This window comes from Pseudoalteromonas carrageenovora IAM 12662 (assembly GCF_900239935.1).
In the GTDB taxonomy this organism is placed as follows: Bacteria; Pseudomonadota; Gammaproteobacteria; order Enterobacterales; family Alteromonadaceae; genus Pseudoalteromonas; species Pseudoalteromonas carrageenovora.
Window position 1 is genome coordinate 3,041,668 of the sequence record NZ_LT965928.1, and the last position, 22,643, is coordinate 3,064,310.

Here is a 22,643-nt window from a genome sequence, read left to right on the forward strand (position 1 = left end):
GTTAGCTATTGACTTGTAATTTATTTAATGTCAATTTCAACATTAAATGAAACGAAAAGCACGTTTTGTTTAAATAAATCCTCCCTTAAATAACTCATACATCGCCGTTATTCTATTGATAAGGACATAAGACCTATCAAGCATTGTCACACTGTTGCAGTATGGATTGTATATATTAAGGGTGTTTAGATTTTCTTTTAACTTGCTTGGAATGAGGAAAGCAAATGACTTCAGCTCTACAAAGGCTAAAACAACATTCATCTATCGTAGCCGACACTGGCGATATTGAAGCGATCAAAAAGCATCAACCAGAAGATGCAACCACAAACCCATCGCTTTTATTAAAAGCGAGTGAGATTGAAGCTTATAAGCCTTACCTAGATAAAGCTTGGAGCTACGCAAAAGAAACCGAGCAAGATGCTGCTAAACAACTTGAACTTGCATGTGATTACTTTGCAGTATTGCTTGGTAAAGAAATTAGTGAAATTGTACCGGGTTACATTTCTACAGAAGTAGATGCTCGCCTTTCGTTTAATACCCAAGCTACAATTGATAAAGCCCATACGCTACTTAGCCTTTACGAAAAAGAAGGCGTAAGCAAAGACAAGATTTTAATTAAAGTTGCGTCTACGTGGGAAGGCATTAAAGCCGCTGAGCAGCTAGAAAAAGAAGGGACTAAGTGTAACCTTACTTTATTATTTAGCGATGCCCAAGCACGCGCTTGTGCCGATGCAAACGTATTTTTAATCTCACCATTTGTTGGCCGTATTTTAGATTGGCACGTGGCTAACGGCATGGAAAAACCAACTGATCCGCTACAAGATCCTGGTGTTCAGTCGGTTCGTAGCATTTTTGAATTTTACAAACGTCATGATTATAAAACGGTTGTTATGGGCGCAAGCTTTCGTAACACGGGCGAAATTATTGCCCTTACAGGTTGTGACAAGCTAACTATTAGCCCTAACCTTTTAGAAGACTTAGGTAATTTAGAAGGCGCACAGGAATACCTACTAGAAACAGATATTCCTAAAGAGCCAAAACCTGAGCCGCTTACAGAGGCTCAGTTCCGTTGGTTACATAACCAAGATGCAATGGCGACTGAAAAGCTAGCAGAAGGTATTCGCTCTTTTGCTGATGCACAAGAACAACTAGAAGCACGTTTTAAAGCAATGTAATTGGTTTAAACGTACTTTAAAAAACGTCGCAATTGCGGCGTTTTTTTATGTCTAAAAAACACTAACAATTTGCATAAAGCTTCATCAATCAATCACACTTTCGTAACATTAATGTCACTTTTTTATTCTATTTTAGCTAGGCCTGTGGTATAGGTATTCTTGAGGTCAATAAAATCAATAGGAGAAGTACATGGATAGCCTAAACGATATATTAGAGATATTAGAAGGTCCTAATACAACACGGAAAACCTCTCAAAAAAATAAAAAAAGAAAGTGGCGGGAAATAGAAGCAATAAAAGACAAACACCGCTTACGTAAAGAACTAGAAGAATACGATTACTTAACAGACAGTATTGCGATTGACGAGCTAGACTTTTAATCCTTTACAACCAACTAAACAAAAAGGCTTTCACTATATGAAAGCCTTTTTTAATGCGTTGCTTTTAGTTAGTTAAACCTGCCAATTAATGGGTTTATTACCTAGTGATTGTAATAAGTCATTAGTTTTTGAAAAGTGCTGACAGCCAAAAAAACCTCGATGTGCAGAAAGCGGCGAAGGATGCGGCCCTTTTAAAATATGATGACGTGCACTGTTTATACTTTTACCTTTTTTTTGCGCATGTGCGCCCCATAAAATAAATACTACACCTTCGCAGTGCTCATTAATGTGCGCAATTACGTTATCGGTAAATTGCTCCCATCCTAAATGCTTATGAGAATGCGCTTGCCCTTGCTCAACAGTAAGTACCGTATTAAGCAAAAATACGCCTTGTTCTGCCCAGCTTTGCAGGTAACCGTGTGCTGGAATAGTAAAGCCAGTAATATCGGTGGCTAACTCTTTATACATATTTTTAAGCGACGGTGGCAGTTTTTTAACCTCAGGCAATACCGAAAAACACAAACCATGTGCCTGTCCTTCGCCGTGGTAAGGGTCTTGCCCCAAAATAACCACTCGAATGTTGTTAAGTTCTGTTGCATCAAAAGCACTAAATACTTGCTGCTCTGGCGGATAAACTGCAACGCCTTCTTCTCTGCGCTTAGTGACATAATCTAAGGTTTGCAACATATAGGGCTGCTGTAATTCGCTTTGTAAAAAGCCTGACCAATCGCTCATTGTGTGCTCTTAATTTGTTTGCGTGATACATCTATTTTATCACACATATCAGCAAGCCCATCGAGCATACGCGGCGAAAAACGATGCAATAAATCGGCATTTACACTAATAAAATGATTATTTTTAACCGCAGGTACTTCTGGCCATTTTTGCCAATCGACGACCGGTTGTGGTGTTTTTGATTTTTCATCAGGGGTAATAATAATTTGCGGCTTAGTCACAACAACATTTTCGATACTAATCTGCGGGTAGTCGGTATCGCTTTGTGCAAACACATTCCTTACATGACATGTTTCAATAAGCTGGTTTATCCATGTGTTTTTACTTACCGTCATCATTGGCTCTGGCCATAGTTGATAAAAACCAGTTAATATTTTTTTGCTTTGCTGCTGTTTTTTAATTTTTTTTAGCTTAGTAATAAATGCGTTTGCTACTTGCTCGCTTTGCTCAATACGCCCAGTAAATTTACCAAAAGTAATCAGCTCGTTTGCAACTTCTTCTATTTTTTTGGGATCACTTAAATGTACTTTTATACCAAGGCGTTTAATTTGTTCTAAATCTTCACTTTGATTACCACTTTTCCAACCAATTACTAAATCAGGTTTTAGCGCTAATAATTTTTCAAGGGAAATACCATAGTAACCACCAATGCGCTCAATACTTTTAGCCTCAGCTGGATAATCGGCGTAATCAACAGTACCGACAATATTACTCCCCGCGCCTATAGCAAATAGGTTTTCTACTATATGCGGCGCAAGTGCCACTACACGTATCTTATTAGGATTTGTTACTTCATTTGCAGCTGCATTGCCTAATAAACTGCATAGCCCAAGTCCAACTAAAAGCGCTTTGTACATTAGTAATCAAACCCTTCTAGTGCTTTTATTCCTGAGTCGAACGCATGTTTTACATTACGTACTTCACTTACTGTGTCTGCAAGATCGGTTAAAGTGCGATGCGCTGCACGACCGGTAATAATAACCGACTGCATAGGTGGGCGGTTATTAAGCGCACTGACCACTTCATTTAGGTCAATGTAGCCGTAAGTCACCATGTACGTAAGTTCATCAAGTAATACTAAATCAATACTGCTATCTGCAAGCATACGTTTAGATTCTTGCCATGTTGCTTGCGCAGCAGCAGTGTCGGCCTCTTTGTTTTGCGTATCCCATGTAAACCCTGTATTCATTACTGCAAATTCAACGCCTGCACCTTGCAATAAATTACGCTCGCCACATTCCCACGTACCTTTAATAAACTGACATACAGCGGCTTTTTTACCATGACCAACACAGCGCGCAACCACACCAAAGCCAGAGGTTGATTTACCTTTACCATTTCCTGTAATTACTTGGAATATACCTTTTACGTCTTGCGCGGCAGCAACACGCGCATCTACCTGCTCTTTTACTTTTTGCTGGCGTTGCTGATGCTTATCGTTGCTTTTATCTGTCATTATTGTGCCCTTCATAAATCGATATAATTTGTTGTATGTTTAAGTGTGCCTCGCACATAGTTGCTAAGCGTTCTAATTGCTGTTCGCGGTGCTGGGCAATACTAATTGGCTTTATTGCGGCCTCTGGTTTTACCCAGTTTAAAATTTGCGATGTGGCGCTGGCCTCATCAAATAAACCATGTAAATAAGTGCCTGCTATAGCATTATCATCACTAATAAAGCCATCGTTTACAAACCCATTAGGATGCTCAGTAAAAGTTAAAAATGGCTTATTAAGCGCTGCCCCTATACTAATACCTGCATGTGTTTCGTAGCCACTACACGGTGTTTGTAAATCATTTAACTGCAGTGTTGCTGATAATTTAGAGAGTACTTTTTGCGTACTCAATGTGGTTTCAAAATCGCACAGGGCAAGCCCCGTTATTTGCTTTAACGACGACTCCACTCCATCTGGATCGTTGATTGTATTGCCCAGCATTTGCATCCCTCCACAAATGCCAAGTACTTTGCCACCATAGCGTAAGTGTTGCTTTATTTGTGTATCCCAACCTTCGCTTTTTAAAAAGGCTAAATCCCCGAGCACATTTTTACTACCCGGTACAATGATCAGATCAACTGCTGGGATCGTTTGCGTGTGGCGTACATACGTTATATTAATATTGGGATGCAAACGCAGTGCATCAAAGTCGGTATGGTTACTAATATGAGGCAATAAAAGTACTGCAATATTAATGGTGGCACTCGTCACTTTGTTATCTATCGCAACGGCATCTTCAGCATCAAGGGCTAAATCGTGCAAATACGGAAGTACACCAAGCACTGGCTTATTTGTGTATTGTTCAAGCCAATCAAGCCCGCTTTGCAATAAGCTTATATCGCCCCTAAAGCGATTTATAACAAACCCTTTTACGCGCGCTTGTTCTGATTCGCTTAGTAGCGCTAATGTACCCACTAAGTGTGCAAACACGCCGCCTTTGTCAATATCAGCAATGATAATGACCGGGCAATCTACCGCTTCTGCATAACCCATATTTGCTATGTCGTTTTCACGTAGATTAATTTCAGCCGGGCTACCAGCACCTTCAACCAGTAATAAATCAAAACGTTTAGCTAAACGGTTATGCGAGGTAAGTACTGCATCCATTGCCACTTTTTTATAGTCGTGATATTTACCCGCTTCCATATTACTAATAGCTTTGCCATGAATAATAACTTGTGCGCCAGTGTCGCTATTAGGCTTAAGTAATATGGGGTTAAAGTCTATCTCTGGCTCTACCTTTGCAGCTATTGCTTGAAGAGCCTGGGCACGGCCAATTTCGCCGCCATCTTTAGTTACCGCACTGTTAAGTGCCATATTTTGTGGCTTAAATGGAGCAACATTTACTTCTCGCTTTGCAAACACTCTGCAAAGCGCCGCTACTAACGTGCTTTTACCCGCATCTGATGTAGTGCCTTGAACCATTAGGGTTTTCATTGGGCTACACCTTCGATTTTCTAAAAAACAATAAACTTAAAAAAAACACACTACCTATTGCAGCGGTAATAACACCGACAGGTAGCTCTTGGTTTTTTAATAGTGAGCGTGAAAACACATCAACCCACACCATAAATGTGCCGCCAACTAAGCTAGTCACTAATAGGCCAGCTACACTACCTTGTGATATAAAAAAGCGCACAATATGCGGTACCATCAAACCTACAAAGCCTATACCACCACACATTGCCACCAGCACTGCGGTTATTAACGAACTTAAAACAAGCATTAAAATTCTAAATCGATGTACCCGCACACCCAGCGTTATAGCACTTTCATCGCCCAATAGCATTGCATTAAGCTGCCTTCTGAAGCTCAGCATAAAACCAATGCACACAACAATAACGACTAACGGCAACCAAAGCGTTGCCCATTGCGCACGTGCAAAGCTACCTAACGTCCAAAACAAAATAGCCGCAACAGCCTGAGGATCGCTCCAATAAAGTAATAAGCTAGTAAATGCGCTAAATAAAAACGACAATGCAACACCTGCCAACAACATAGACTCAACTTGAGCACTTTGCTGCCTACCGGCTATAAGTATTAATAAACTCATTGCAGCCAAACTGCCTAAAAGCGCCGCTGTAGATAACATAAAACCAGCGCTAATGCCTGTAAAAGCCATAAGTACTACCACCCCAAACGAAGCCCCCGATGATATACCGAATAAGTATGGATCGGCGAGCGGATTGCGCGTGACGGTTTGCAAAATAAGCCCTGCAATTGCTAATCCTGCGCCTGCCATAAACGCAAGTAACGTACGTGGCATTCTTAGCTCGTAAATAATACGCGTATTAAAAGAGGCTTCATTTGACAGTAAAAAACTATTTAACACATCCTCAAGTGAAGTATCTGCTGCACCAAAACTAAGTGCTGCAAATAAGCTAAATAACGCAGCTGCAATGCTTATAAATAGTGCAAGTGAGTGACGAGTATTAACTGCGCTCATATTATTCATAACCATAAAAGTAAGTGATGTGAGGAATGCTATTTCCCGCTTTAGATAACTGTGGATGGCTATTTACTTGGGCGCATACACCAAAGACTTCAGCTAGCATGTTTTCGGTTAATACCTGTGTTGGCGTACCCGAATGCGTAATTTCGCCGTTTTTAATAACGAGCAGTTCATCACACATTGCAGCAGCTAGGTTTAAATCATGAAACGATGCAAACACAGTTACACCGAGCGATTTAGCCAGCTCCATAACTTGTATTTGGTATTTAACATCTAAATGGCTGGTTGGTTCGTCCATAATTAATAACTGAGGTTGCTGCACAATAGCGCGAGCTATTAAAGCGCGCTGCTTTTCGCCGCCAGAGAGCGATTCAAAACTTTGATTACTGTGTTGATCAAGCCCTACAGTATTGATAGCTTGGATGATATTTTGTTTATCGCTGTTGGTTACTGAACTAAATAACGATTTATGAGGAGTAAGCCCAAGCGCAATAACGTCAAATACACTTAGGTTAAATTGTGAAGGTGTTTCTTGAAGTACCACAGCGACTTGCTTTGCATAATCTTCACTTTTAAGTTGCCAAATATCGTGGTTATTAAAAGTAATCTGCCCTGAGATTGGCCGGTTAAAACGATATAAACAACGTAGCAAACTCGACTTACCCGCCCCATTTGGCCCGATTAGACCCACAAACTTACCTGGCGATATTTGCACATTAATATTATTTAAAATGCTTTTATTGGCAATCCCCCACGAAACATTATTAACGTTAAGTAAAGGCGTGTTTGGCGCTGATTTAGTGTGCAACAGTGAGTCCTTGGTAGGCGTGCACTCACTAACAATACAGCTAACAATACCTAGTGCATTAATAAAAAATGAGTAAACCCGCTCGTTAAAAAAATTTTACCAATCTGCTTAGGTACAGAAGCTATTAAGCGATAAATTTAACTCGCTAAATTGTTCAAATATTTATGCTAATTAGTATTGCTCATTTGTATCTGACTTAAAGCTTTATGCTAATTACAGTTACGGGAATAGTTGAGGGTTTGCACCTCATTCCAAATGAGGGTCTATTATGGGCGGGTAAAGAATTTAAAGCAAAAAAAACCGCGCTCAAAGGAGCGCGGTTAAAAAGGGAGTGTTTTAACTAATTTAGCGAATAGTTAAAACTTGTATTCCATACCTAAGCCTACATAATCTTGGTCAACGTTGTTGTCCATGTCGAAGCTTGAGTAAAAACCAAATACTTTAATGTTTTTATTAAACTTGTGATCAACACCTACAGATACCGCAGTTTTATCATCACTATCGTCAAAGTCCATTGCTTGGTACTGTACTTTGAAGGTGTTTTTACCCATGCTGTAAGCGGCGTTTAGTAAGTAACCGTCAGCTTCTGCACTGCCATCTACTGTTTCTTGCGTTTGGTACATTGCGCCTAGTTTAAAGTTTTCAACTTTACCTTGAATTGACGCACGTACAACATCGTAGCCATTTACTTCGCTATCGGCTGCAATTGACGCATATATAGCGCTATTTTTAAGTGCTACATCGCCATAAGTAACCGCTAATGAATAACCGTTATCTGCATCTACGTCGTCTTCGGCAATAAAAGTAGCAAGTAATTTAAAACCTTCGTATGTTTTAGATGTATAAGTAATTGAATCACCTAAACGGTTTTCACCTTTAAACACGTTTTTAATATCGCCTTCAAGGTCGTTAAATAAATCTAACTTACCTTGAGATTGTTTAAGGGCTGTATCATTACGACCCACAACTACCTGACCATATGCGCCTTTTAAGCCAACATATTGGTTACGAGCAGAAATATTGTCGTCGTTGTCGCCTTTTGAGTCAGCATCAGACACGTCTACTTGAAACTCAAACTTATAAACCGCTTCTAGGCCGTCTGTTATTTTTTCAGAACCTTTAAGACCAAAGCGAGATGCGTTACTTTTAATTTCTGTGAAAGACCCTTCACCATCATCAGACGACTGCACAGTAACATTCGCTTTACCGTAAACATCAACGTCTGCAAGCGCATTAAAAGATAAACCACTTAATAAAGCGACACATAAGCTCGATTTTACAAATTTCATGTTATTTCCTCGATAATCACAAAAGACTAATTTTTAAAACAGCTGCAGTTTGGCATCACTAAATGACAAAAATATTACAAATGAAATATTTTTGTCTTTTAAAGTTAATAAAACTGCATTATTTATGAAATCAAAAGGACATGTTCACTAATCAGACAAATTAGTACCTAATAAAAGCTTTTACTAAGTCAGCTCTACTTTAGGTAATAAATTTATTAAGGTTTCGATTAATTCCTTTTGCTCATTATCTCTATGATAGGCTACAAATATGTCTCTTGAGGTATTTTCTACGTCTTTAACATGAAACAGCTCACCCTTATCAAGATGATCTTGCACAAGCACCTGAGGTATAAAGGCACTGCCACCACATTGCAGTATTAAATCAAGCGCAATACGCCCTGTACTAGTTCTAAAATAAGGGGGCGTTTTACCCGTAAACTGGCGAGCATGCCAAAGTGAAAAAGTAGTGCCCCAGTCAACATAAACATATTGGTTATCAAAAAAGTTTTCGTTTGTTGCGGTGTCAAATGCACTTACTGGAATAATTGGCAGCTCACAAATACGCTCAACCACTAACTCGTCAACCTTTGGCGGATCAAACAAAATAGCCAAATCGAGTGTGCGCTCTAAAAGTAGTCGTGTACTTTCTTGCTGCGCTTTAACTTCTGCTACAAGCGACACCCCAGGCATAGCCGACACTATATTAGTTATACCAAACTGTAAAAATGCATCCCAAATATTAGGTGTACCAGCAAGTGTTACCTGCTTATGCATATTATCAGCAAGCGCCACATCCACTTTTGCGCGCTGCATACCAGTAATTATCATTTTTGCATGGGGTAATAAACGCTCGCCAGGTGCCGTTAACTGAATATTATTTCGTTGGCGTATAAATAAATTAACCCCAAGGCCTTGCTCAAGTTGGCGAATCCTAAAACTAACCGCAGACTGCGTTATGTACAGGTTTTCGGCCGCTTTACCAAAGTGGCGAGTACGCACTACTTCTACAAATGTTTTTAATAAATCTATATCCAATTTTTTATCCTCACGATAAAAATAATTTGTTTAATAAATTACCAAACTTGCATCATACTCCAACTAATTAATAGGGTATGAGGATAAAGTTATGAGCAATAATATTTCACTACTACGCCAAGCATTTGTTAGCCAACGTCAATTTTATGATGATCAAAACTTTCCACGTGGTTTTGGCCGCAGCGGAAACTTCACCTTGTTAGAAGCCAGCATATTAGAACAGCACGGAGTTGTTTTAAAAGGCTTATACTCTAAAACTATAGCGCCACAAAATGAACATCAAGAACAATTTGTAGCGGTGGTTACGGGTTCTTTAGAGCCTACAAACCCAATTGAGCGTGCGTGGGTTAAATACTTAAAGCTAACAACCTGTAAAACTAAATTCCACACATTATTTGGTCGTTCTAAAATGTCAGGGCCAGCACCCATTAGCCAAGAGTATTATTCAGAAGCAGATAGCTTGTAAGCCACTAAGTTATTTGCTTTTTTGCGTTTTAGCAGTTACAACTTGTATTAGCAAATACTTTTGCAAAATATTAAACAAGGTAGCTACGTGACGCGAAAAATACTAATAATTGAAGATACACCTACTATAGCGCGTGTGCAAAAGCACATTGCGCTTAAAGCTGGCTACGATGTTGATATCGCCGAGTCGTTAGCTCAAGCTAAAGAACTATTAAGTTCAAACGCCTACTTTTGCGCTGTCGTAGACTTTATTTTACCTGATGCGCCAACAGGCGAAGCTGTCCCCTGTACTATAGCTGCAGAAATTCCTACCATTGTAATGACTGGTAATATCGATCAGCAAACACGCGACACGGTAGAAAAATACCCAATAATTGATTACATAACCAAAGAAAACAAACAAGCTTATCAATACTTAGAAAAGCAGTTACTGCGCCTACCCCGTAATGAAAACGTAAAAGTACTCGTTGTTGACGACTCAACCTCTACACGTCGCTATATTTGCAGCTTACTTGCACGACACAAATACCAAACAATAGAAGCTAAAGATGGTGTTGAGGCACTTAAAATGCTTGAAGCCTCACCAGATATCACGGTAATAATTACTGACAACGAAATGCCCAATATGAATGGTGACGAATTATGTACACAAATTCGTAGCCTATACAGTAACGATGAAAAAGCGATTATTGGTATTTCTGGGGCCGACTCTTCAGCGCTTTCTAGCTTATTTTTAAAAAATGGCGCTAACGATTACCTGCACAAACCTTTTAATAGCGAAGAATTTTACTGTCGCCTTAGTCAAAACGTAGATATGTTAGAGCAAATTGCCACCATTAAGCGCCAAGCAAATACTGACTACTTAACAAACTTGCCTAACCGCCGCTACTTTTTTGAAGAGGCTGAAAAATCACTAAAGCAAATTAAGCGCACTAACGGCAATGGTGCACTTGCTATGCTTGATATTGACCACTTTAAATCAATTAACGATACCTACGGACACGATGTAGGCGATGAAGTATTAAAAGGGCTCTCTATTTGTTTTAAAAAGTACTTTAAAAAGCATTTAGTGGCGCGCTTGGGTGGTGAAGAGTTTGCGGTTTATTTTATAGATGTAGAAAAACAAGAAGCCCTTAAACGCCTTGAAGGATTTAGGTACTTTATAGAAGCTAATAGCCATGAATTTAGTAGCGCTAAAATCAAATTTACTATTTCAATTGGTTTTGTTAGTGGCCCTGTTTATAAAATTGATGAGTTATTAAAACAGGCCGATTTAAAGCTGTATGACGCTAAAGAAACCGGCCGTAATAAGGTAGTTAGCTAGGATGTAACACCTACACCTCGGCAGCTGTTATTGCCGCCTTTTTACGTTTACGCGACTGATGATACGAGTCCCACGTAAATATCGCTAACGCGCTCCAAATACACGCAAAAGTAATAACTCGCTCGGCATCAAACACTTCATTGTAAAATACCACAGCTAGCATAAACATTAAGCTTGGCCCTATGTATTGGAAAAAGCCCAGTGTTGTGTACTGCAAACGTTTAGCGGCGCCAGTGAAGCAAAGTAGTGGTAAGGTGGTAATAATACCAGCACTAATTAGTAGTATATTGGTATGCCAATCGTTTACAACCAAATCTGAGGTCGGTGTTGGGGCCATGACCCACCAATAAATTAACGCGACAGGCAATAAAATAAGCGCTTCGAGTAAAATACCTGGGAGTACCTCTACAGGTAGCTTTTTGCGTAATAAACCATAAATAGCAAATGAGGTAGCCAGTGAAAACGCCACCACAGGGAACGAGCCAAAGCTAACAAGCTGTAGTACCACACCTGCAAACGCTAAAAATACCGCAAACCCTTGTAGTTTTCGTAACCGCTCGCCTAAAAACAGCATACCTAGCAACACATTAAGTAGTGGGTTTATGTAGTAACCTAAACTGGCATCAAGCATATGGTTGTTATTAACTGCCCAAATAAACAAGCCCCAGTTAAAACCTAATATAGAAGACGTTATGAGCAGCATAAACATAATTTTAGGCTGAACAACAATACGCTTAACCTTATCCCAATACTTAAGCACACTCACTACAAGTACTAAAAATACGACTGACCAAACAACGCGGTGGGTTAAAATTTCAAACGCAGAAACATGCTGAATTTGTTTGAAATAGATAGGAGCCAAGCCCCACATAAAAAAGGCAAGACAAGCAAAAATACCGCCTTTACGCTGCTCATTTTCCATCGACATAAATACAACTTACTCATACTAAAAGGCCGACAGTTTATACCAATTCGCTCTACTAAGTGATTTATTTTGAGGCGAGTAAACCTAAGCACAAGGCAAAGCTTTTTATTTAGCTGTACTTAATTAAGTGCTTTACCCCACTAAATACGTACCTGTACCAAAAGCTATTTGCACTGACTTTTCATTATGTAGCTCCATTCTGCACACACAAACTTTATTACCTGAACGAATGAGTGTGGCACTCGCAATAAAACTCTCCCCTTTCCCTGGGCGTAAATAGTCGGTACGTAAATCAATAGTCCCTAAAGTGGCAAGCTTTTGCTGCACACTTGGCATATCTATATCGGTTAATTTATCTATTACACTGGCTGCTGCAAGCATTCCGCCGACATTATCAAGCACAGCAGAAATAATACCGCCGTGAAGAATTTTTTGAGCAGGGTTACCAATAAACACATCCTGCCAAGGAAAGCTTATTTTAGCTTGCTCTGGGCTTAGCGACTCCACCGATATATTTAAAAACTGGTTAAATGGCATACCATTTACAAACAACGCGCCTACTTGTTCAATTAACATTTCTTTATTCATTATTATTCTCTATGTTTAAATTAACACTGGTACGATGAGTAAAGCATAACTTGAGCAAAACTACGAGGCTCTGATCAAATCATTTACCTTTAAGCTAAAGACATCCTATAAAAAAAACACTAAAATACCCGCCGATGACTACATTAACGCAACCTTCTAGCACTATTGTGCGCAAACCCGAAACTGTCCTCAAACAAGTGTTTGGCTACAGCGAATTTCGCGACGGCCAAAAAGCAGTAATTGATGCAGCTATTAGCGGTAAAGATTCTCTGGTATTGCTGCCTACGGGCGGTGGTAAATCAGTCTGCTACCAAGTTCCGGCTTTAGTACTTGAAGGCGTTACTATTGTTATATCTCCACTTATATCCCTAATGCAAGATCAGGTTACGCAACTACAAGCATTAGGTGTTAAAGCTGCCTATGTAAATAACAGCTTAGGGCGAGAAGAACAGCAGTTAGTCTATCAACAGCTCCACCAGGGATTAATTAAACTATTATATGTTGCCCCTGAAAAAGTATTGCAACGTGACTTTTTAGAGCGTTTATCGCACCTAAATGTAAGCCTCTTTGCCATAGACGAAGCGCACTGCGTATCTCATTGGGGGCACGACTTTAGGCCCCATTACTTTAGATTAAACGAGCTAAAACAACGTTTTTCTCACGTGCCTATGATGGCGCTTACTGCCACGGCCGATAAAGCCACTCGCTTTGATATAGTTGAACAATTAAAACTACAACACCCCTATATTCATACCGGCAGCTTCGACAGACCTAATATTCGTTACACAATAGAAGAAAAATTTAAGCCTATGGCGCAACTACTGCGCTATTTAAAAGAACAAAAAAATCAAAGTGGTATTATTTATTGCACTAGCCGTAAACGTGTAGACGACATTGCCGAAAAACTTGCAGATGCAGGCCTTAATGCAGCCGCTTACCATGCGGGTATGAGTAACGAGCAACGCCAATTTGTACAAACGGGATTTGCCCGTGACGACATTCAAATAGTGGTCGCGACTGTGGCATTTGGTATGGGAATAAATAAACCTAACGTGCGCTTTGTATTGCATTACGATATTCCTAAAAGCATAGAAGCTTATTATCAAGAAACCGGGCGTGCTGGTCGTGACGGCTTAGCCGCAGAAGCCATAATGTATTTTGATCCGGCTGATATTGGCCGCGTTAGGCGCTTTTTTGAAGATATAGATGATGAGCAACGCCGCCGCGTAGAAGAACAACGCTTTAACGCCATGGCAAGTTTTGCAGAGGCACAAACCTGCAGACGTCAAATCCTCCTTAATTACTTTAGTGAATACAAACGCGAACAATGCGGTAACTGCGATATTTGCATAAATCCGCCAAAAAGTTTTGATGGTACTTTAGTTGCCCAACAAGCGCTTTCGTGTGTATACAGAGCTGGGCAGCGTTTTGGTTTAGGTTATATTGTTGAGTTATTACGCGGGGCTAATACAAGCCGCATACGCGATAACAACCACCATGAACTAAGTACTTACGGCATAGGTAAAGATAAGAGCAGTGAATTTTGGCTTAGTATTTTGCGCCAACTTATTCATCAGGGCTTACTAAGCCAAGATATAACGCAAGGTGCGTCACTGCGTTTAACCGAGGCAGCACGAGCAATTTTAAAAAGTGAATACGCTTTGCAATTGGCAGAGCCTCGCTTACAAGCTAAACACGTATACCAAGACAAACTTGCCCAATTTAATTACGATAAAAAACTATTTGCCCGCTTACGTGCTCTGCGTAAAGAACTCGCTGATGCCGACGACGTACCGCCTTATGTTGTATTTAACGATAAAACGTTAGCCGAAATGGCGCAGTTAATGCCTACAAACGACAGCGAATTTTTAAAAGTGTCGGGAGTGGGCTTTACCAAACTAAACAAATATGGCGGCGAATTTTTAACTGCAATTCGCAATTACCTAGCGACCAATTAAGAACCCTATGACCCAAATAGAATACGACCACGCCCATAAATGCATTGTAGTTAGCCCTGTAGAGCCACCACACGATGAAGACTTTGAGCTGTGGAGCACTTTATTTTTACATTCAGATGAAATAACAATTAACGAATACTCTGGTGGCGCAGATCGTCATCAGCTGCGTTTTAGCTACCAACAACATACCTTTAATTTAAACTTTGAACACTATAGCGAAAGTATTTGGATTAACGGTGAAGGCCTAGAGGCCGAGCACTTATTAGCAGCCCTTGCCTTTTATTTAAGCTAAAACTGCACTCATTAACAAAGGTGCATAGCGGTAACAATTAATTAGTTTCAAAATCCATACCTTTTACTTACATTGTAATAACAATGATGTAAGCTGATATTATGATCGGCAGTTGCTACTAAGTAGTAAAGAGGTTTAATGGTGAATAAGAAATGGATTGCACAATGTTGTATTGGCTTAAGTGTTTTAAGCTTTTTCGTGCCTAGCGTTATTGCTCAGCAAGCGCCTGATAAAACCGACACTTGCCCACTCACTCAAGCCCATTTAGAAAAAAATAAAAACCTGCGCCGAGAAATAGAGGACAAAACCACACTGGTTAATAGCCGAAGTGATGCGCAAATAGCCTCTATTAAACTTACCCAGCTCAATGTATTTAATACAGAGCTTGAAGAAGAAAATAACGCACTTTTTCGCTTTGCTAACCGCGCCCATATTCAAACCGAGCCAGATGTTATCAGTAATATTTTACTGTTTAAGCAAGGTGATAAATACAACGCTAAAAAGCTGGCTGAGTCAGAGCGATTATTACGCCGTCAAAATTATTTATATGATGCGCAAATAAGCGCCACAGAAAACTGCAACGGCAACGTAGATGTAACCGTAGTAACCCGCGATTTATGGACTTTATTACCTGAAATCAGCTTTAGCCGTAGCGGTGGCGAAAATAAATCGAGTATTGGCTTTCGAGAGTCTAATTTATTTGGTTGGGGGAAACGTTTATCGTTTGCACGTACAACCGACAGCGATCGCAATGGTTACTTGTTTGTGTATGACGATCCTAATATTTTTTCAACTCGCTACCGCGGCCGCTTAGAATATGCCGACAACAGCGATGGTAAACGCCACTTATTAGAGCTTACCTACCCGTTTTATGCCATAGATACACCTTATAGTTATGGTATTAAAATTTTTTCTGAGCAAAGAGAAGAATCGCTGTATCGCCGTGGTGATGAATACAGTGAGTTTGATCAAACGACAGATCTATTTAGTGCTTTTTTAGGCCATTCAAAAGCACTCAGTGATAGTTGGACGCAGCGCCTAACGCTTGGCTACGTAAACCAAGAAGACAGCTTTGAAGAGATTGACACTACCTTTGCCCCGCTTGCTCAAAACCGAAAGCTGAGTTATCCATATGTTAGCGGGCACTGGTTTGAAGACAGCTACATAAAAGTGCGTAACTTTGACAGTATTTCTCGCACTGAAGATCTTAATTTAGGCTGGAACATAAAAGCACTATTAGGCTATTCAGACGAGTCATTAAGTAACGACGACACCCGTGCCATTTACTCTTTTAAAGCTAAAAAAGCACATTTCACTACCGACAGAACACTATGGCGTTTTAGCACTGAGCTTGATGGCTATTGGAATAAAGAACAAAAACAGCTAGAAAACTTTTTAGCCACCAGCCAAATACAATACTACTTAAACACCAGTGTTGATCAGTCTTGGTATATTAAAGCTCGCGCGCAGTACGCTAAAAATTTAACCGCTGATAAACAGCTTACATTAGGCGGCGAAACAGGTTTGCGCGGCTACCCGATGGATTACCAACATGGCGATCGTAGCTTTTTAGTTAGTTTAGAAAAGCGCTATTACTGGGAGTATGATTTACTGCAACTATTTAAAGTGGGTGCGGCAGGTTTTTTAGATGTTGGCCGCGCTTGGTTTAATAATGAAGATAACGGCGAGAACGACCATGTTTTAAAAAATATCGGTATTGGGCTGCGCTTAGCGCCAAGCAGAGCAAACTCTGGCACCATGATCCATATTGATATTGCAGCGCCTCTTGATAGCTACGACGATGTTGATTCGGTGCAGTGGTTAGTTAGCGTCAAAAACACCTTTTAAATAGCGAGTAGCATACGAAAGCGCTAAACTAGCACTTTAAACTCGCTTAAAAATAGTACGGGATCACACTTTGGAATTGTTCGAGCTTTTAGCGCTAATGGGTACGCAATATAAATTAATTGTCACCCTTATTGCCATTTTACTTTTTCCTCTTTTATTAAAAATAACTAAAAAGCTGCTCGAAAAAGCCATAAAAGGCAAAGTAGATATTCATCGTAAATTTAGAGCTGAGCTGTTATTAAAAATAATACTCGCGTTTGTAGTACTTTGCTTAGTGCTCATATTTTGGGGTATAGAGCTGCGCGGATTATTAGTTTTAGGCTCATCTTTGTTTGCTATGTTAGGGGTCGCTTTATTTGCAGCTTGGTCGTTACTAAGTAACCTTACCGCCTTTTTATTAATGTTTATTCAAAACGACTTCCATGTTGGCTACTGGGTACGTATTGTTGATGGCGCAAACCATATAGAAGGACGTATTGTTGAATTAGGCTTAATGAACGTCGTGCTTGAGCATGTAGATGGGCACAGAGTTGTATACCCAAATAACCTCTTTGTTACTCGCCCTGTAATGGTATTAAAAAAAGAGCCTAAGCCCACTAAAGCGCCGGTAATTAAGCGTATTGTAGGCCCTAAAAAGACATAGTTTAAAAAGTCATATTCACAAAAAATCCGCAGTAGGTAAATTACCTACTGCGGATTTTTAATACTTAGCTAACCACAATTAAGACTAGTTATTTAGCTCAGCTGTTTTTAGTTCATCATCTAAATCATTTATTTCGTCAATAAAGTGCTCTAGTTGCTGCTCTACTAAGCTGTTGTCATTTGCAAAATAAGCAAGGTGGAATACCGCATCCCCTTCGTTTACTAATGGCATAGTTTGCTGACCAATTACAATACCGCCTTTAGGCGCTAAAAGCTCAAGCTCAGAGTCACCTAAAGGGCTACTTATATACGCCAGCACTTGGCCTTTTTCTACATGCTCACCAAGCGATACTTGCGCACGTACAATGCCATCCACTTCAGCACGTATCCAACTTGTAGAGCCTGCAATAATAGGATCGGGAAGTTTTTTAGGACGTTTGCCACGGATCATTTTTAAATGACGCATCACATAATCCACCCCCTGCACACCTGCTGCTATGGCAATAGGATCAAAGCGTAGTGCTTCACCGGCTTCGTAAGTAATAACGGGTATACCTAAGTTAGCGGCTTCACTTCTTAATGAGCCATTACGAAGGGATGCATTTATAACCGCTGGTGTGCCAAATGCTTTAGCCATATCCGCTGTTGCTTCATCTTCTAAATTAGCGCGTATTTGCGGTAAGTTAGTACGATGAATGGCACCCGTATGTAAATCAATAATGTGAGTACAATGTACCGCCACCTGTTTAAAAAACATATGTGCCATACGCCCAGCTAGCGATCCGCGCTCAGAGCCCGGAAAACTGCGGTTCATATCACGTCTATCGGGTAAATAACGCGATTTATGAATAAAGCCAAACACATTAACAATAGGCACAGCAATTATGGTTCCGCGCAGTTGGTTTGCATCTATTTTAGAGAGCAGCTGACGCACAACTTCTACACCATTTAGCTCATCACCATGAATAGCTGCACATACCATAAGCACAGGGCCTTCCATCACACCGTTAACCACCTCAATAGGAATATTGAGCGGTGAATGGGTGTAGAGTTTTGCAGCCTCTAAGGCAAGGGTTTTACGCTCACCTACGCCTACGCTTTCACCTAATAAGGTAAAAGCACGGTTAATTTTAACCTTTGCCACGAGTTGCTGTTCCTTTAATAGCAGCATTTTTCTCGATGAAGTCGATTACCATGCCCGCAATATCTTTACCTGTTGCTACTTCAATACCCTCAAGGCCTGGTGAAGAGTTAACTTCCATTACCAGTGGTCCACGAGATGAGCGAAGTAAATCAACACCCGCTACATTTAAGCCCATTGCTTTTGCTGCAGCTACAGCCGTTTTACGCTCCTCTGGTGTAATGCGTACAAGTGTAGCGCTACCACCACGGTGAAGGTTTGAACGGAACTCCCCCTCTTGAGCTTGGCGCTTCATGGCTGCTATTACTTTATCACCTAATACAAAACAGCGAATGTCGGCACCGCCGGCTTCTTTAATATATTCTTGAACCATAATATTGGCTTTTAAGCCCATAAACGCTTCAATAACACTTTCAGCCGCTTTACGCGTTTCGGCAAGTACAACACCAATACCTTGTGTGCCTTCAAGTAACTTAATTACTACTGGTGCGCCGCCTACCATTTCAAGTAAGTCTTTAACGTCATCGGGTTTGCTTGCAAAACCGGTTACCGGCATACCTACGCCTTTACGCGAAAGTAACTGTAGCGAACGTAATTTATCGCGAGAACGTGAAATAGCCACCGATTCGTTAACAGGGTAAACACCCATCATTTCAAACTGACGTAATACAGAACAGCCATAAAATGTAACTGATGCACCAATACGCGGGACGATTGCGTCAAATTCTTTTAAGTTTTCACCGCGGTAGTGAATTTCTGGCTGCTCTGAGTTTATATTCATGTAACAACGAAGTGCATCAATCACTTTAACTTCGTGACCACGCGCTTCCGCCGCCTCAATTAAGCGGCGAGTTGAATATAAATTTCTGTTGCGAGATAAAATACCAATTTTCATAGTTAAAACCTTAACTATCTAATAAATGAGATAAAGCCGGATCAACGACTATACGATTTTCCATGGCTGTACGCCCTAGTAACATTCTAAACTTCATTGTTGCTCTACTCGTTAAAGTGACTTCTATTGGCCAGCTGTGCTGCCCTGCATGCAATGTTGTTTCTATAAAGTACCGTAACTCTTTTTGCCCACTAGAGCTGGTTACGGCCTTAATTTTTTTAACCTTTGCTTTGCAAGTAATGCGTGTTTGCTCATCGTCTTGCAAAGGCTGGGCTATAAATTTTACCCACTTTTCACCGTCTTCTTCGTACTCTTCAATGTTAATTGCATGAATACATGAAGTGCGGGCGCCAGTATCAACTTTTGCTTTAATCTTCTCGATGCCAAGCTCGGGTAAACTTAACCACTCACGCCAACCAACTGTGATCTTTGCTGTCATAAATGTGCCCTTAATAAAAAAGTGACTTATACGCTACGGGTGAAAAAACACCAACGAAATAAATTTATCTAGTCGATGAGTAAATTAAATTGATCTTTTTAGGTAACTCATCACACAATGCGCGCCTTGCTGATTAGTGCTATTAGCCGTTTTATTCAGCACAGAGGCTCTGCATATGTTTTTACAAAATAAACTTAACTTATTAAAAATAAAGGTAAGTTTGTAAGCGACTAAGTAGATACACTATAGTTAACAGTATTAAAAATATACTATTTTGAGAATTAATTATGATTAATGGTTTACTACATGCCCTTGTGCTTGATGAACAAGGCGGCGCACGCCCAATAGAAAGCACGAGTGAGTTAAATAACTGGCAACCAGGCCAAGGTAAACTTTGGGTTCATATGGACTATAGCCAAAGCGAAGCTGTACAGTGGCTAAAATCACAATCTCATTTAACCGATTACGAACTCGATTCTTTAATTGCAGATGAAACTCGCCCACGAATTACTGCTACAACAAATGGCCATATGCTATTTTTACGCGGTGTAAATTTAAACCCTGCGCAAAGCCCAGAGGACATGGTTTCAATTCGCTTATTCATTAGCGAAAATATCCTAATTACCACACGCAAACGTCGTTTGCTGTCTGTACAAGATATTATTGCCTCATTAAAAGCAAATAGCGGCCCTTGTAATATTTCAGAACTTGTATGCTCTATAACGCAAAAATTAACATCGCGCATGCAAAGCGTTATTGATTCACTCGATGAAACACTAGACGAGTTTGAAGAAGAAATTGACGAGCCAAGCAAAAAGTTTGATAACCAAGGTTTATCGCAATTACGCCGTCAAACTATTGCTCTAAAGCGTTATTTAAAACCGCAAAAAGAAGCACTTAGCTCAATGGTAAATAACCACTACCCGTGGCTATTAGATGACGATAAAGCAAAGCTAAACGAAACCACTAACTTACTTATTCGCTATTTAGAAGAGCTAGACAGTTCAATAGAACGTGCACAAATCATTCAACAAACCATTACCAACCAAGTGTCTGAACAATTAAATCAGCGCATGTATGTAATGTCGGTTGTGGCTGCATTATTTTTACCACTAGGCTTTTTAACTGGCCTGTTAGGTGTAAATGTAGGCGGTATACCAGGTACCGAAAACCCCTATGCATTTAGTGCATTTGTTATATTTTTGATTGTGCTTACAGGTGGTATTGGCGTTTACTTTAAAAATAAAAATTGGTTATAAATTACAGACACTTAAATATAGCCACTCAATTGAGTGGCCATAATTAAGCGGCTACTTAGTTTGTCTGACGGGTATAACTAACATTCGTCATTGTTACTTTAGACTCTGTAATCCCTAAATCTTCAAAGCACTCTTTGAAAGAATCCGAATTACCAGATTCCCCGCACTCATCTAATGTATTAGGGTCTTGTGATTGCAGGTAATTACCAAATTTAAAGTATGATTCTGAGTCATCTTCTACAGGTATACCAAATGAGCGACCTAGTGCGCTAACATCAACATCGCCATAGTTATTTTCAACACGAAGAGTAAACGAGCCACCACTAGTGATAGTACCAAGGGCAAATTTTTCTTCATTACCGCTGGTGTTACGCAGACGAACATAAACGTCAAAAACGCCATTTCCAGCTACGCTGTCATCAAACCCAGATTCATCGGTATCTGAAACATACACTTTAGAGATTGTTCCAGTATCGCTAGCATGATGCTGCGAAATAATTGTTTTTCCGCCATCAGACATTTCAACTTTGACAGTGGCTTCAAAAACTTCATAGGTCTCAGTCATTGCAACGCGTGCACTTTCTTTAACTTTATATTCATGACGCCAGCCATTTCCATTTGGAGTAATATGGCGAGCCTCCAAAGGAACAAACTCTAGAGTTTCACTATTTACTAATGGGTTAGGGTTATCCCCTTCGAGATCAAAAATACTGCCATCAGTAATATTACTTGCTATACCGGTACCGCTGCCATTATCCGTCCCGCCACCAGTGTCAGTGCCACCACCGTTATCAGTACTACCTTGCACTAAAGAAAATGAATCAAATCGAACATCATCAGAACTATTATTATGCTTAGCAAATACTTGAAGCGCACTTTTACTTGCTGTAGTAAAAGTTTTAGTTACTTTGGTCCAAGAAGACGTATCAAATTTAGTATTTTTAAATAAGCCATCTAAATCATTGATACCAATTTGACCATTACCCAGCACATACGCACTCAATGTGTACTCTGTATTTGGCTCAACATCCACAGTTTGATAAACACGGGCCGGGCTACCTTGAATTTTTAAAGACTTTGAACCTTGGTATGCATCTGAAGATAGCGCAGCAGGCTCTGTTTCATTCCAATTACTCCAGCCATCTTCAAAACCTGAATTTTCAATCGTTGCAGCGTGCGCAAAAGAAGTGCTTGCAGCAACTGCAGAGCAAATAAGTAACTTTTTAAATTTAACCATTATTTTTATTCCTTTAAATCTGAATAATAGACAACCTTACAGCTTAGCTTGGCGATAAATACCAAACTTAGATCGCACAATGTAAACAGACCTTTAAATTCAACAAAATTGGTAATAACAAAGTGAAGTATAAAAAATAAAAAAACACAAATTGGTATTACCAAAAATCCACCTAATCGGCAAAACAAGGCTATATTTTTTGTTACCAATATGTCAACAAGTTAATTGTTACTTAAAAAACTATAGAACCATTGAAGAAATAGA

Annotated in this window: 23 protein-coding genes; 9 read left to right on the plus strand and 14 right to left on the minus strand. The window is 39.9% G+C overall.

What is annotated here, in order from left to right:
• Positions 1–224: 224 nt before the first annotated feature.
• Positions 225–1,175 (plus strand): transaldolase, encoded by a 951-nt coding sequence (tal, locus tag ALFOR1_RS13825; RefSeq protein WP_058549502.1) that lies wholly within the window; start codon positions 225–227, stop codon positions 1,173–1,175.
• Positions 1,176–1,365: 190 nt separating this feature from the next.
• Positions 1,366–1,554 carry a DUF3545 family protein gene (locus tag ALFOR1_RS13830; protein ID WP_058549501.1) on the plus strand — a complete coding sequence of 63 codons (189 nt, stop codon included), beginning with the start codon at positions 1,366–1,368 and terminating at the stop codon, positions 1,552–1,554.
• Positions 1,555–1,626: 72 nt separating this feature from the next.
• Here ALFOR1_RS13830 and ung read toward each other — a convergent pair whose 3' ends face one another.
• From ung to ALFOR1_RS13870, 8 genes are all read right to left on the minus strand, one after another.
• Complete coding sequence (gene ung / locus ALFOR1_RS13835; protein WP_104643297.1) at positions 1,627–2,289, minus strand: uracil-DNA glycosylase; 663 nt, start codon at positions 2,287–2,289, stop codon at positions 1,627–1,629.
• Positions 2,286–3,146, minus strand: a complete 861-nt coding sequence (locus ALFOR1_RS13840; protein ID WP_104643298.1) for a cobalamin-binding protein — start codon at positions 3,144–3,146, stop codon at positions 2,286–2,288. The genes ung and ALFOR1_RS13840 overlap by 4 nt, the downstream gene beginning before the upstream one ends.
• The gene (gene cobO / locus ALFOR1_RS13845; protein WP_058549498.1) at positions 3,146–3,745 is read right to left on the minus strand and encodes a cob(I)yrinic acid a,c-diamide adenosyltransferase; all 600 of its coding nucleotides are present in this window, start codon (positions 3,743–3,745) and stop codon (positions 3,146–3,148) included. Before cobO ends, ALFOR1_RS13840 begins: the two co-directional genes overlap by 1 nt.
• Positions 3,735–5,219 carry a cobyric acid synthase gene (locus ALFOR1_RS13850; protein ID WP_104643299.1) on the minus strand — a complete coding sequence of 495 codons (1,485 nt, stop codon included), beginning with the start codon at positions 5,217–5,219 and terminating at the stop codon, positions 3,735–3,737. The genes cobO and ALFOR1_RS13850 overlap by 11 nt, the downstream gene beginning before the upstream one ends.
• A gap of 4 nt (positions 5,220–5,223) precedes the next feature.
• The gene (locus ALFOR1_RS13855; RefSeq protein WP_104643674.1) at positions 5,224–6,228 is read right to left on the minus strand and encodes a FecCD family ABC transporter permease; all 1,005 of its coding nucleotides are present in this window, start codon (positions 6,226–6,228) and stop codon (positions 5,224–5,226) included.
• Between the two features lies 1 nt (position 6,229).
• The gene (locus ALFOR1_RS13860) at positions 6,230–7,042 is read right to left on the minus strand and encodes an ABC transporter ATP-binding protein (protein ID WP_104643300.1); all 813 of its coding nucleotides are present in this window, start codon (positions 7,040–7,042) and stop codon (positions 6,230–6,232) included.
• Positions 7,043–7,398: 356 nt separating this feature from the next.
• Positions 7,399–8,331: a porin gene (locus tag ALFOR1_RS13865; protein ID WP_058549495.1), complete on the minus strand. Its 933-nt coding sequence runs from the start codon at positions 8,329–8,331 to the stop codon at positions 7,399–7,401.
• A 183-nt stretch (positions 8,332–8,514) separates the two neighbouring features.
• The gene (locus tag ALFOR1_RS13870) at positions 8,515–9,366 is read right to left on the minus strand and encodes a LysR family transcriptional regulator (RefSeq protein WP_058549494.1); all 852 of its coding nucleotides are present in this window, start codon (positions 9,364–9,366) and stop codon (positions 8,515–8,517) included.
• A 91-nt stretch (positions 9,367–9,457) separates the two neighbouring features.
• Here ALFOR1_RS13870 and ALFOR1_RS13875 point away from each other — a divergent pair, with 91 nt between their 5' ends.
• Both ALFOR1_RS13875 and ALFOR1_RS13880 read left to right on the plus strand, forming a co-directional pair.
• Entirely contained in the window at positions 9,458–9,832 is a 375-nt protein-coding gene (locus tag ALFOR1_RS13875; RefSeq protein ID WP_104643301.1) for a DUF413 domain-containing protein, read from the plus strand.
• Between the two features lie 87 nt (positions 9,833–9,919).
• Positions 9,920–11,155 (plus strand): response regulator, encoded by a 1,236-nt coding sequence (locus ALFOR1_RS13880; protein ID WP_104643675.1) that lies wholly within the window; start codon positions 9,920–9,922, stop codon positions 11,153–11,155.
• 10 nt (positions 11,156–11,165) lie between these two features.
• Here ALFOR1_RS13880 and rarD read toward each other — a convergent pair whose 3' ends face one another.
• Both rarD and ALFOR1_RS13890 read right to left on the minus strand, forming a co-directional pair.
• Positions 11,166–12,083, minus strand: a complete 918-nt coding sequence (gene rarD, locus ALFOR1_RS13885; RefSeq protein WP_104643302.1) for an EamA family transporter RarD — start codon at positions 12,081–12,083, stop codon at positions 11,166–11,168.
• A gap of 129 nt (positions 12,084–12,212) precedes the next feature.
• Positions 12,213–12,668 (minus strand): thioesterase family protein, encoded by a 456-nt coding sequence (locus ALFOR1_RS13890; protein ID WP_173827057.1) that lies wholly within the window; start codon positions 12,666–12,668, stop codon positions 12,213–12,215.
• A gap of 134 nt (positions 12,669–12,802) precedes the next feature.
• On the opposite strand from ALFOR1_RS13890, the gene recQ reads away from it, so the two are divergent.
• The 4 genes from recQ to ALFOR1_RS13910 all read left to right on the plus strand — a co-directional run bounded on the left by recQ (position 12,803) and on the right by ALFOR1_RS13910 (position 17,409).
• Positions 12,803–14,626 carry a DNA helicase RecQ gene (gene recQ, locus ALFOR1_RS13895; protein WP_058549491.1) on the plus strand — a complete coding sequence of 608 codons (1,824 nt, stop codon included), beginning with the start codon at positions 12,803–12,805 and terminating at the stop codon, positions 14,624–14,626.
• Between the two features lie 7 nt (positions 14,627–14,633).
• The gene (locus ALFOR1_RS13900) at positions 14,634–14,918 is read left to right on the plus strand and encodes a DUF3630 family protein (RefSeq protein WP_058549490.1); all 285 of its coding nucleotides are present in this window, start codon (positions 14,634–14,636) and stop codon (positions 14,916–14,918) included.
• 138 nt (positions 14,919–15,056) lie between these two features.
• Complete coding sequence (locus ALFOR1_RS13905) at positions 15,057–16,766, plus strand: ShlB/FhaC/HecB family hemolysin secretion/activation protein (protein WP_104643303.1); 1,710 nt, start codon at positions 15,057–15,059, stop codon at positions 16,764–16,766.
• A gap of 70 nt (positions 16,767–16,836) precedes the next feature.
• On the plus strand, positions 16,837–17,409 hold the full coding sequence (locus ALFOR1_RS13910; protein ID WP_104643304.1) for a mechanosensitive ion channel domain-containing protein: 573 nt from the start codon (positions 16,837–16,839) through the stop codon (positions 17,407–17,409).
• 84 nt (positions 17,410–17,493) lie between these two features.
• Here ALFOR1_RS13910 and ALFOR1_RS13915 read toward each other — a convergent pair whose 3' ends face one another.
• Genes ALFOR1_RS13915 through ALFOR1_RS13925 form a run of 3 tightly spaced genes read right to left on the minus strand, consistent with a single transcriptional unit; the run spans position 17,494 to position 19,883 of the window.
• Entirely contained in the window at positions 17,494–18,552 is a 1,059-nt protein-coding gene (locus tag ALFOR1_RS13915; RefSeq protein ID WP_104643305.1) for a succinylglutamate desuccinylase/aspartoacylase family protein, read from the minus strand.
• Complete coding sequence (gene rimK / locus ALFOR1_RS13920; protein WP_058549486.1) at positions 18,539–19,444, minus strand: 30S ribosomal protein S6--L-glutamate ligase; 906 nt, start codon at positions 19,442–19,444, stop codon at positions 18,539–18,541. Before rimK ends, ALFOR1_RS13915 begins: the two co-directional genes overlap by 14 nt.
• 10 nt (positions 19,445–19,454) lie before the next feature.
• Positions 19,455–19,883, minus strand: a complete 429-nt coding sequence (locus tag ALFOR1_RS13925) for an ATP-dependent zinc protease family protein (RefSeq protein ID WP_058549485.1) — start codon at positions 19,881–19,883, stop codon at positions 19,455–19,457.
• 287 nt (positions 19,884–20,170) lie between these two features.
• On the opposite strand from ALFOR1_RS13925, the gene ALFOR1_RS13930 reads away from it, so the two are divergent.
• On the plus strand, positions 20,171–21,142 hold the full coding sequence (locus ALFOR1_RS13930) for a zinc transporter ZntB (RefSeq protein ID WP_058549484.1): 972 nt from the start codon (positions 20,171–20,173) through the stop codon (positions 21,140–21,142).
• 55 nt (positions 21,143–21,197) lie between these two features.
• Here ALFOR1_RS13930 and ALFOR1_RS13935 read toward each other — a convergent pair whose 3' ends face one another.
• A complete protein-coding gene (locus ALFOR1_RS13935) occupies positions 21,198–22,379 on the minus strand; it encodes a polysaccharide lyase family 7 protein (RefSeq protein ID WP_058549483.1) in 1,182 nt (393 codons plus the stop codon).
• Positions 22,380–22,643 lie beyond the last annotated feature (264 nt).

Coding starts and splice junctions, on each gene's coding strand:
- tal (WP_058549502.1), top strand. CDS start 225: ATGACTTCAGCTCTACAAAGGCTAAAACAACATTCATCTATCGTAGCC.
- ALFOR1_RS13905 (WP_104643303.1), top strand. CDS start 15,057: ATGGTGAATAAGAAATGGATTGCACAATGTTGTATTGGCTTAAGTGTT.
- ALFOR1_RS13840 (WP_104643298.1), bottom strand. CDS start 3,146: ATGTACAAAGCGCTTTTAGTTGGACTTGGGCTATGCAGTTTATTAGGC.
- rimK (WP_058549486.1), bottom strand. CDS start 19,444: ATGAAAATTGGTATTTTATCTCGCAACAGAAATTTATATTCAACTCGC.
- cobO (WP_058549498.1), bottom strand. CDS start 3,745: ATGACAGATAAAAGCAACGATAAGCATCAGCAACGCCAGCAAAAAGTA.
- ALFOR1_RS13830 (WP_058549501.1), top strand. CDS start 1,366: ATGGATAGCCTAAACGATATATTAGAGATATTAGAAGGTCCTAATACA.
- rarD (WP_104643302.1), bottom strand. CDS start 12,083: ATGTCGATGGAAAATGAGCAGCGTAAAGGCGGTATTTTTGCTTGTCTT.
- ALFOR1_RS13890 (WP_173827057.1), bottom strand. CDS start 12,668: ATGAATAAAGAAATGTTAATTGAACAAGTAGGCGCGTTGTTTGTAAAT.
- ALFOR1_RS13925 (WP_058549485.1), bottom strand. CDS start 19,883: ATGACAGCAAAGATCACAGTTGGTTGGCGTGAGTGGTTAAGTTTACCC.
- ALFOR1_RS13855 (WP_104643674.1), bottom strand. CDS start 6,228: ATGAGCGCAGTTAATACTCGTCACTCACTTGCACTATTTATAAGCATT.
- ALFOR1_RS13850 (WP_104643299.1), bottom strand. CDS start 5,219: ATGAAAACCCTAATGGTTCAAGGCACTACATCAGATGCGGGTAAAAGC.
- recQ (WP_058549491.1), top strand. CDS start 12,803: ATGACTACATTAACGCAACCTTCTAGCACTATTGTGCGCAAACCCGAA.
- ALFOR1_RS13865 (WP_058549495.1), bottom strand. CDS start 8,331: ATGAAATTTGTAAAATCGAGCTTATGTGTCGCTTTATTAAGTGGTTTA.
- ALFOR1_RS13875 (WP_104643301.1), top strand. CDS start 9,458: ATGAGCAATAATATTTCACTACTACGCCAAGCATTTGTTAGCCAACGT.
- ALFOR1_RS13935 (WP_058549483.1), bottom strand. CDS start 22,379: ATGGTTAAATTTAAAAAGTTACTTATTTGCTCTGCAGTTGCTGCAAGC.
- ung (WP_104643297.1), bottom strand. CDS start 2,289: ATGAGCGATTGGTCAGGCTTTTTACAAAGCGAATTACAGCAGCCCTAT.
- ALFOR1_RS13900 (WP_058549490.1), top strand. CDS start 14,634: ATGACCCAAATAGAATACGACCACGCCCATAAATGCATTGTAGTTAGC.
- ALFOR1_RS13930 (WP_058549484.1), top strand. CDS start 20,171: ATGATTAATGGTTTACTACATGCCCTTGTGCTTGATGAACAAGGCGGC.